2 protein-coding genes are annotated in these 10,057 nt (G+C 40.0%); both read right to left on the bottom strand.

All coding sequences use genetic code 11. From position 1 onward, the window contains the following. Positions 1–19 precede the first annotated feature (19 nt). Positions 20–7,612: a non-ribosomal peptide synthetase gene (locus tag AYJ08_RS09715; protein WP_064017555.1), complete on the bottom strand. Its 7,593-nt coding sequence runs from the start codon at positions 7,610–7,612 to the stop codon at positions 20–22. Between the two features lie 2 nt (positions 7,613–7,614). Further along, entirely contained in the window at positions 7,615–9,540 is a 1,926-nt protein-coding gene (locus AYJ08_RS09710) for a non-ribosomal peptide synthetase (RefSeq protein ID WP_064017554.1), read from the bottom strand. Positions 9,541–10,057 lie beyond the last annotated feature (517 nt).

The raw sequence follows: 10,057 nt of genomic DNA, 5'->3' as shown, positions 1-10,057 counted from the left end.
ACTCCATATTTTTGCCTAGTTATTTGTATACCTCTTCTTCCAGGTCATCAAAAATATCATCTAGTTCTTCCATGGTGAGATCATTGATATCAAAGTCGCTTGGCGTATGCTCTACTCCTTCTTTCGTCCGGCAATGATTAATAATCTCAAGCAAGTAGGATTTGAAGTTTTGAACAAGAGCTTCGATTGTTTCTGGATAGTACGCACGAGAGTTATAACTAAAGTGCATTTGTAGTCTGTCAGCTTCTATACTTCCATTGATATCTAGGGACAGCTCACTGGTATTTGCCGGGCTAATCAGATCACCCATTAAAGAGGAGTTCCCCTCTTCCTTATCTGTAAATTGGCCTAGGTAGTTAAAACTGATTTCTGGCTTAAGCTTGAACGTCTCTTTTGCCAAATATTTAAGAATCCCATAGCCAAACCCTTTGTTAGGTACACGACGCAACGTTTCCTTTACTTGTTTAATGGCAAACGAAATGTCTGTTTTCGTCAGATGAATGGCAACCGGATACTCTGATGTAAACCAACCAACTGTACGGGAGATATCTACGTTTTCTAGAATTTCTTCACGTCCATGCCCCTCCATGCTAACTAGCAACTGCTCTTTATTCGTCCATTCCTTCAAAGCTAAAGCCAGTGCCGTGAGCAGCAAATCATTTATTTCCGTTTGGTACGCCTTATGAGACTCTGTTACTAGCTGTTGGGTTTCCTCAGTTGATAAAGACATCGATACAGTTAAAAATTCCGTATAGGTTGTCTTATTTGAGGTTGCGGCTTCTATATCTTTGTGTAAGGTATAGTCCGTGATAGCTTCATCTAGATGGCGCCAATATGAAAGCTCCTTTTCTAGCTCCTTGCTTTGGGCGTACTCTTGGAGCTTTTGAGACCATGCTTGGAACGAGGTCGTTTTTAATGGCAGAGAGTCGTTTCCGTTATACAAATGATAGAAGTCTTCTAGCAGGATACGCCAAGACACCCCATCTACCACTAAGTGATGAATGGCAATTAACAAATAATCTCCTTCATTAGCACGGAACAATCCAATCTGCACTAAAGGTCCTTGCGTGATATCCATACTTGCCTGCATCCGGTTCGCCGCTGCTTTCCAGTTCGACTGATCTTCCCCATCTTGTCTTACATCAATGATTTCGAAATGATAATTCGAGCCTTCCAATCCCCGGTTACGCTGTACAATCTCTTGCTCGTCGAGGCTATATACGATTCGCAATGCATCATGGTGCTGGGTTAGCATCTCAAAAGCTTTATCTACTTTCTGCTCATTCCAGCCCTCCGCATTAAAGAGGAGAACCGATTGATTGTAATGGTTGACCTGCGGGAATGATTGGGTAAAGAACCAATGCTGGATCGGTGTAAGCGGAATATTTCCTTCTACTACTCCTTGGTCAATCTCCTGGACGATCTGTTGTACAAGCAGACTTAGCTCAGCAATCGTTGGGTTCTTAAACAATTCCCGCATTTTAACCTTGAGATTATGCTTATTAAGCCGAGCTGAAATTTGGATGGCTTTAATTGAATCTCCACCTAATTCAAAGAAATTATCATGAATTCCTATATTTTCAACACCAAGCACATCAGTCCAAATCTGAGATAAAATGGATTGCATATGGTTAGTAGGGGCTACATAATCCTGCCCTCTCTGCATTTGCTTTTCTGGTTTTGGTAATGCTTTTTTATTAACTTTTCCATTAGGTGTTAGCGGTAGCTCGTGCAGCTCCACAAAATACGAAGGTATCATATATTCCGGCAAAGAAGCCTTCAAATACTTACGTAAGTCAGCCGCATTCCATGATCCTTCTGTAATCAAATAGCTGCATAAATATGTAGCCTCTGACTCATCAGAACGTGGAATGACAATTGCTTCTTTAATGGATGGATGCTCTAGTAGTCTTGTTTCAATCTCTCCTAGTTCAATACGGTGGCCTCTAATTTTTACTTGATCGTCTAATCTTCCGAAGTACTCAATTGTTCCATCAGGCAGCCATCTGACTAAGTCCCCGGAGCGGTACATTCTTTCACCCGGAGCAAACGGATTGGAAACGAATTTTTCTTGGGTTAGATCAGGTCTGTTTAGATAGCCAAGTGCAACCCCTTCCCCGCCAATGCAAAGCTCGCCAGGAACACCAATCGGCTGTAATTGATTGCTGCTATTTACTACGTACACCTTTTTATTCGTAACGGGTCTTCCGATATGCGGTTTTCCTTCAGGTGTACATATACCTACAGTGGCATCTACAGTTGTTTCCGTAGGGCCATATGCATTTAGGAAGACACGATTTTCTCCCCACGCTTTAACGAGGTCAGCCGGCAATGCCTCCCCACCCGTACTTATATAAGCGAGATCAGGTAAATCCTCATAAGGAAGCATCCGCAGAGCCGATGGTGAAATAAAAGGAATCGAGCTAATCCTGTTTTTCTTTAGCCATGCCACAAATTCATTACCGGATAAAAGCAAATCCTTTTCTATCAAATACAGGCATGCTCCGTTTAATAATGTATAGAAAATCTCGCCCACAGATGAATCAAAACTAAAGGATGCAAACTGTAGAACACGACTCGAAGGATAGATACCAAAGGTTTCAGCCGTAAGCTGCATATTGATCACGCATCGATGATTAATCAATACTCCTTTTGGTTTTCCGGTTGATCCAGATGTGTAAATGATATAAGCCAAGTCGGATGAGTTATTCGCCTTGGAAATATTTTTTACATCCATCTCTAGCAATTCTGGAGTATCAATAGAGATGACTTTGCCTTCAAAGGAAGCTGGTGCAGTTTGGTCCCTTTGCTTTAAGAGAATCTTAGCTTTGCTGTCAGATAGCATATAGTCGATACGATCCTCAGGATAATCGGGATCAATAGGTAGGTAGGCTCCACCCGCCTTCAAAATACCTAGCATACTAATGATCATCTCAAACGATCGATCCACCATTAAACCGATAAAATCATTTGCGGAAATTCCATTGCCGCGTAATAAATGCGCAACTTGGTTAGCACGTTGATTTAATTCCTGATAGGTCATTTGCTTGTCTTTAAAAACTAAGGCAATGCTGTGCGGGGCTTTTTCTGCCCATTCTTCAAATTGCTCCTGAATTGTTTTTTCGCTGTCAAAGGATTTATCCGATTGATTAAACTCAATCAAAATCTGTTGTTTTTCTGCCTCGGTCAATAGTTCAATCTCAGAAATAGACAGATCCGGCTGATCAAGGATTTGCTCCAAAATATGCTCAAAATGCTTAGCCATGCGCTCAATGGTCGCCCGATCGAACAAACTCGTGCTATATTCAACCAAAACCTCCAATGATTCGCCTTCCACCACTGTCCAATCCAAATCAAATTTTGCCTTCTTCCAATCAAATAAGCGTGGGCAGAAACGTAAATCATCGAACTGTACAGCAGATGGCAATTTCTCTACGGAGAACATAACATCGAATAAAGGATTACGGCTTACATCTCGCTGAACTAGTGTTTTTTCAACCAGCTCCTCAAATGGATAGTCTGGATTTTGATAAGCACCTAGCACTGTTTCTTTGACCTCTGAGAGATACGCTAAGAAGGAATGCTCGACTTTTGGAGCTGTTCTGATCGCCAGCGTGTTTACAAACATCCCAAATACTCTGTCTAAATCTGCATGTGGACGTCCAGCAATCGGTGTACCTACGATGAGATCCTCTTGACTTGTATATTTGGTCAATAGAATGTTATAGACCGTCAGCAGCACGGTGTATAACGTCGTTTTTTCCTTAATCGCTAATTTTCTCAGCTTCTCTGTTAGACCAACAGATAACCCGTGTGTGAATAATGCTCCAGCAAACTGTTTATCAGCCGGGCGCTGGTAATCCGTAGGCAATTCCAGAACAGGAATTTCCCCTTGGAATTGACCTAACCAATATTCCTCTTGCTGTTGCAAACGCTTCTGTTGTTCCTCCGAATGCTGCCAAACGGCATAATCCTTATATTGTATTTTGAGATCTGGCAATTCCTCGCCCTGATACAGCTTGGTAAGCTCATCAAAAAATATCTGGTATGAAAATCCATCCGAAATAATATGATGCATATCTAATAGCAATACATGCCGACTAGCATTGACACGAATCAGCTTAGCTCTAAAGAGAGGAGCTTGACTCAAATCAAATTTGCGGAGGAATTGAAACATTTTTTCATCAATTTCTTGCTCTGAAGCTACAACTGACTCGATATCAATGTCTAAATCCCACAGTACATCCTCATGTATCTTTTGCATCAGTACTTCATCGATCATGTGAAATGATGTCCGCAACGACTCATGCCTTGCCACAAGACTCTTTACTGTTTGTTGCAGCCTTTCCACTTGAAGAGGCCCTGTGATTTCCATCATAAACGGCATGTGATAACTGCTAGTCGCTTCCTCATCCTCCCATTGCTGGGCGATATACATCCGTTTTTGGGCGGCAGTAACTGGATAGTATGGTTTCTCTTCTGCTGCTCCAATTTCAATATAGTTTGCTTCTTCTGACCCAGTCAGATAGGCAGCCAATTCCTTCACGGTCGGACGACTGAACACTTCCTTCAAAGGTACCTTTATGCCAAAATCCTTATGAATTCGCGAAACCAAAAGCATTGCTTTTAAGGAATGACCGCCTAATTCATAAAAGCTGTCTTGAGTACCAACACGCTCTACATCCATAACCTCCTGGAATAGCTGAACCAATTTTTCTTCCGTCTCATTCTCCGGCATGGTATATGCGTGTAATGCCTGAGATTCCGGTTCGGGCAATGCTCGCTTGTCCACTTTTCCATTTGAAGTAAGCGGCAAGCTATCCAGCTCGATAAAATAAGAAGGAATCATATATTCTGGCAGGGTTTCCATCAGATAATTCCGCAGTTCCGTTACAGGGCAGAAGTTGTCTGTAACAAGATACGCACCTAAAAAAGAATGGCCATTTGCATCCTGTTTCGCCACCAGCACTGTTTCTCGAATCGAAGGATGCTCAAGCAGCTTTGCCTCAATCTCCCCTAGCTCGATACGATGTCCACGAATCTTGACTTGTTCATCAATCCGCTCCATGTATTCCATGACACCTTCAGGCAGCCAACGAACCAGGTCACCTGTACGGTACATTCTCTCACCTGGTTTAAGTGGATTATCAACGAATTTGTCTGCCGTTAAGTCGGAACGATTAAGATATCCAGGCGAAATACATTCTCCGGCTACACATAGCTCTCCTGGTACTCCAAGAGGTTGTAATTGATCATCTAATCCAAAAATATATACCGAAGTGTTGCTCAAAGGACGACCGATCGGGACACTTCCCAGCTTTTTAATCGTGTTATCGACTGTATAGGTAGCAGCGAACACCGTTGTTTCTGTCGGACCATATCCATTTACTAGGCGCCCTTCACCCAAATAATCCAATGCTTTTTCTACATGCTTAAATGAGGCCTTTTCCCCACCAAATAAAACCTTGCGTGTATTTTGGAAGCTGGTTACATCAAGATCAACCAACGTATTGAATAGAGAGGTTGTCATTAAAGCTACCGTGATATTGCTATCTTTGATAATTGCTAACAGATCGGTCGTATTCATTAGTGTTTGCTTGGGAACTAGCACGAGAGTAGCTCCGTTTAGCAAAGCACTGTATATATCAAAGGTAGAACCATCAAAAGCATAATTAGACATTTGCAATATTCGATCTGTTGAAAAAATATCAATATACCCATTGTTGATTATGGTAGTCATAATGTTTCGATGAGTGATCAGGATACCTTTTGGCTTTCCCGTTGTCCCAGATGTATACATGATATTGGCAACATCCTGTGGCTGATTGACTAATTCTAGGTTCTCTGTCTTCTCATCTGCCCAAAGTTCCTCTGTAAGGATAAGCACTTCACCCTGATAATTGGCTGGAATCATTTCTGCTTTTTGTACAAGCAAGAGATAGGATCGACTATCTTCGAGCATATACTGGATACGCTCCGCAGGATACGTAGGGTCAATAGGCATATAAGCTCCACCGGCTTTTAATATCCCAAGAATGCCTATTATCATCTCTAGTGAACGCTCTGCCATTAGACCAACTACCTGAGTTGGCAGCGTATTATGCTTCTGTAAAACACGTGCCAATTGATTGGCTTTAGCGTTCAATTCCCTATAGGTAAGCTGCTTATCCTCATATTCCAGCGCTACCTGATCTTCATTTTTGGCTACTTGATCTTCAAACCGTTTATGCAATGTTTGCTTGTCTGGATAATCAACTGACGTTTGATTCCATTCCTCTAGCAGTAAGCGGCTTTCCTTTTCATCAAGAATAGATTGTTTATCTATTTTTTCATCTATGTGAAGAGCAATCTTTTCTAAAATTCGTTGATAATATTTAATTAGTTTTATAGTATCTTCTTCTGGCAGTGCAGATACAACCCGAACAAAATAGTCATCCATTGTGGTCGAAACAGAAAAGTCAAACATGGTGTTTGTTTTTTCATATCCATCTAACCAAAACTTTACTTTATGATCCTTTATCCCTTTAAATACATGGAAGTCGACAAAGTTAAAAAGACAGTCAAAAACTGGATTACGCTCGCTTCCCGTATCGCCAATTACTTCAATAATCTTAGCAAAGGAAAGCCTTCCATATGTTTTAATCTCCACAAGCTTTTGCTGTGTCTGCTCTAATAGCTCTCTGTAGCTCACATCTTTCTTTATAATGGCGCGGAATGGAACTGAGTTAAGAAAACATCCCAACACCTTTTCAGCATCTTCTATAATTGGTCGGTTGTTCTCAATCAGTCCCACAGTCAGGTCTCTCTCATAAGAAATCATATGCATCATAGAAAGAAAGGCTGTTAGGCATACGGTCTTTAATGGAATGTGATGAGCTTGTGCAATTTCTCTGCATTTATTTATGATGTCAGGGTCTAGCTTCTCAACAATGGTAACGTGAGCACCGCCATTTTCATCCACTTTTACTGGGAGCTGTAGCCGTTTGTAATCTTTTAATTCTTTTATCCAATATTCACGAAGCTCATTTTGCTCAGATAATAGCATCTGATCAATCACATAATCCTTATAGGTCGTGTGCAAGGGCTCCAAAGTGCAAGTTTTGTGCTTTAATTTGAAATAAACATCAATTAATTCCGTAATAAAAGATGCAACACTCCATCCATCCAAAATAGCATGATGAAAGATCCAGACTAAAGCAACTTGGCTTGCATTCAGTTTAAAAACTCTCATTCTCCATAAAGGAGCAGTTGTTACATCAAAAGGGGATTGACGATCCTGTGCCAAATACTGATGGATATGTTCTTTTTGTTTTTCTCCCAGATGCGTAATGTCTGTCTCATCAATTCGAACAGAAACCTCCTGGTGCACTACCTGAACTGGAGTGGAAAATTCCTCAATATGAAAGCTGGTTTTTAAGATGTCGTGCTTATCAACCATCATTCTCATCGCTTGCTCTAGTACATGAACATCAAATGAATCATCATCTACTTGATAAACAAATTGATCATGGTATACAGCTTCATGTACATGTTTTAACGAATGGTAGACCATCCCTAGCTGTATATCGCTCATTGGAAATAGGTCTTTAGCATTGCTTAGCTTATCCGACATGACTATTTCTCACTTCCCAAAATTTTCTCTTTTAAACGGTCCAATTCCTGAAGTTTCAACAGTTTTTGATTGCTAGATTGCTTGCCTTTTTCACCGATTTGCTGTCCCATTTCTCTAATGGTTCCATACTTATACAAATCTCCAATTTGGAAACTAATCTGAAACTCTTTGTTTATAGCATGCAATAGCTTAATCGCTTTGATGGAATCGCCACCTAGAGCAAAATAATTATCGTCTATGCTGATTGGTTGCATTCCAATATTTTCTTCCCATATGTGGACTAATTGCTTTTCTGTAGGTGTTTGTGGAGCTACATAAGTTCCTGTAGAGCTTTCTTGAAGTGATGGTTCTATTTTACGAAGTGATTCTTTATCAATTTTTCCATTTGGCGTAATAGGCATTTGCGACACAAAAATGAAATGAGCCGGAATCATATAAGAGGGTAATGTTGTAGTAAGTTGATTACGAAGATCTGCTGCTGCCAAATCTTCCGTAGATGTTAAATAGGCATGTAATTGTGGTTGTGCATCTTTATCATTTGTAACTAAAACTACTGCTTCTTTAATCCCTGTTTGCTTTAATAGCTCGGCTTCTATTTCTCCGAGTTCAATGCGATAGCCCCTGATTTTTACCTGGTGGTCAATCCTGCCTAGGTATTCTAGCTCTCCTTCATGTAGCCATCTAGCTAGGTCTCCTGTGCGATACATTCTTTCTCCAGCGACAAACGGGTTATCCATAAACCGTTCTTCCGTTAATTCAGGTTTGTTTAAATAACCACGGGCTACTCCCTTGCCGCTCACATACAGTTCACCTTTCACCCCAATTGGAGCTAGGTTTCTCTTGGAATCTAAAACATAGGTTCTAAGCGTTGGGATAGGCTTTCCGATATTGCTAACTGTGCTGTCCATATCATGTAATTGAAACTCCTTATAAGTCACATGAACAGTTGTTTCTGTAATACCGTACATATTAATCAAGGCTGTATTTGGATATTTTTGTTTCCATGCTTTCAATTGTGATGGTGTCAACGCTTCTCCACCAAAAATGATTTTACGAATCGATAGATTGCTGTCTGAGTGCTGCATTTCTTCAGATGAGAGCTGATAAAAAGCTGTAGGGGTCTGATTTAAAATCGTAACCTTTTGCTCCTGAAGTAAATTTCGGAAGGCATGAGGATCTCTGGCTATCTCAAAAGAGACGAGAACGATTTTTCCTCCATACAGTAAAGCCCCATACATCTCCCAAACAGAGAAGTCAAAACAGAACGAATGGAAAACGGTCCAGACATCATCACTAGTAAAATCAAATAGATTTCTGTCATTAAATAGCAAGCGAATGACATTTCGATGCTCAATCATAACCCCTTTTGGTTTACCAGTAGAACCTGATGTATAGATAATATAGGCCAAATCCTCAGGCTTATTTACATGCTCTAGATCAGACGTCTCTTCGTTTAAAAGGGAGCCATCGTGCAAGAGGATCAGCTCTGCATTACAGCCTTCCGGAACCATCTCTCTATGTTCAGCTAAGATAATTTTGGTCTGGCTATCATTAATCATATAAAGAATACGTTCTGTAGGGTATGTAGGATCCATAGGCATATAAGCAGCTCCAGCCTTTAATACACCGAGAATGGAAATAAGCATGTCCATGTTGCGATCCGCTAGAATTCCAACAATCTCATCTGGACCAACTCCATGCTTCCGTAAGCTATGTGCTACTTGATTGGCTCGTTCATTCATTTCTTTATACGTCATACTTTGTTCATTAAAAATTACCGCAGTTTGATTCGGTCTTTCTTGGACTTGCTTTTCAAACAGCCCATGAATGGTCATCTCCTGAGGAAAATTAGCGTCCGTATCATTGAATTGATTCAATAACTTATGCTTTTCTGTTTCACCCAAAAAATTTAATGTAGATAAATCCATCAGGACCACCTCTTTGTCTTTTAAAATAAAAAAACGAAAAATTTTGAATCAAATTTGGCTGATCTTCCGTCTAACAGATAACGAATTGCTCACATCATCGCTAACATTTATGCTAGCAAATATGCGACAAAAAATTGCATTATAATACATAAAATTACAGGTTTATTTTTCAATACTACCAATAATGGACATTTTCTTCAATATTTTTCTATCACATTTTATTATTATGTTTTTATTATGTAAAAATAATGATTTTGTTTCCTGTGAATTAGTAACAATGTTATTTACCAATCAAATTATTGTTATTTTTTCGATTCATTACTGTTTTTTATTAGACTAAAAAAAGAAGGCGTTTTCAAATCGCAAAAATAGCCGTAAAAGCTCGTATCTATAGCCTTCTTATATAGAGAACTGCATTCTCGACTCTATATTTACCAAGATATAAAAACGTTTACATTTTGTGGAATATACCAATCTCATTTTCGCTTTCATTTATGGATAAAGTAAATAGATGCGC

Source organism: Brevibacillus sp. SKDU10, from assembly GCF_001645205.1.
Classification (GTDB): Bacteria; Bacillota; Bacilli; order Brevibacillales; family Brevibacillaceae; genus Brevibacillus_B; species Brevibacillus_B halotolerans.
Note: the sequence above shows the minus strand (reverse complement) of the source record. Positions and strands in the feature narration are given on the sequence as shown.